1 pseudogene is annotated in these 1,128 nt (G+C 65.0%); it reads right to left on the bottom strand.

The features are described from left to right. Nucleotides 1-1,128 (bottom strand): annotated as a pseudogene (locus IEY86_RS35895) (hypothetical protein); the annotation flags it as partial.

Here is a 1,128-nt window from a genome sequence, read left to right as displayed (position 1 = left end):
CTTCTTGGGTGCTCTGTTCGTCTTGGTTGGTCTGCTCTTCTTGGGTGCTCTGTTCGTCTTGGTTGGTCTGTTCCTCTTGGGTGTCTTCGGCGTTCTCCGTGTCGCCGTTGGTGGGGTCGTTTTCTGCAGGCTGCGTTTGGGTGTTGGTGACGGTGGGGGCGTCGTCCTTGGTGTCGTTGTCGGTGTCGGTGGTGGTTTGGGTGACGGTGGGGGCGTCGTCCTTGGTGTCGTCGGTGTCGGTGTCCTGCTCAGCCTGAGTCTGAGACCCGGTCCCGCCGCCCTGCCCCTTCTCACCTGGACCAGCGTCGGCGTCGCCCTCGTCGTCGGAGCCGTAGTCGGTGTCGGCGCTGTAGTCAGTGTCGTTGTCGTTGTTGTCGTTGAAGCCGAAGTCCGTCCCGGCGTCGCTCTGATCGTCGGTGTCGTAGTCGGTGTCGGCGGTGTAGTTGCTGTCGTTGTCGTTCGCGTTGTCGAAGCCGTCATCGGTGCCGATGTCGGACTCGGAGTCGTGCTGGTCCGGGTTCTCGCCACTGTCGTTGTAGTCCGGGCCGGCGTCGGGTCCGCCGCCGGGCACGAAAACCGGGATTAGAGGGTTGAAGACCGGAATCGGGAATTCGAAGCCTCCGCCGCCTCCGCCGCCGCCCCCTCCGCCGCCGCCCCCTCCGCCTCCGCCGACGTCGGAGTCATAGCCAGCGTCGGAGTCATAGCCAATGTCGGAGTCATAGCCGCCGTCGTAGTCATAGTCGGAATCGGGGTCGTAGCGTTCTGAGTCATTGTCGTCATTGCCGTGGTCGCTCCCACGTTCGTCGCTGTCTTCGGGAGCGTGGTTCTGGCTGCTGTCGACGGATTCTTGGTTCTGGCCGTCGCCGTCCTCACGACCGTCAGGGGCGACGTCGTCGTCGGGGCTCTCGGGCGCCGGGTCGTCGTTCCTAGCCGCCGGACCAGTGGCCGTTCCAGCGCCCACGCCGCCGACTATCACCCCGCCGATGACCACGGAGTCGTCAGAGTCGGTGTCTTGGGTGTGGTCTTCGAGGATGGGGGAGGGGTTGGTGTCGGCGTTGGTGTCGTGGGTGTTCTCCCCCAGCTCTTCGAGGATGGGGGAGGGGCGGGTGTCGGCGTTGGTGTCGTGGG

Origin of the sequence: Wenjunlia tyrosinilytica, from assembly GCF_014646055.1 — a bacterium.
GTDB lineage: Bacteria > Actinomycetota > Actinomycetes > Streptomycetales > Streptomycetaceae > Wenjunlia > Wenjunlia tyrosinilytica.
This window is presented reverse-complemented; position numbering and strand designations above follow the sequence as displayed.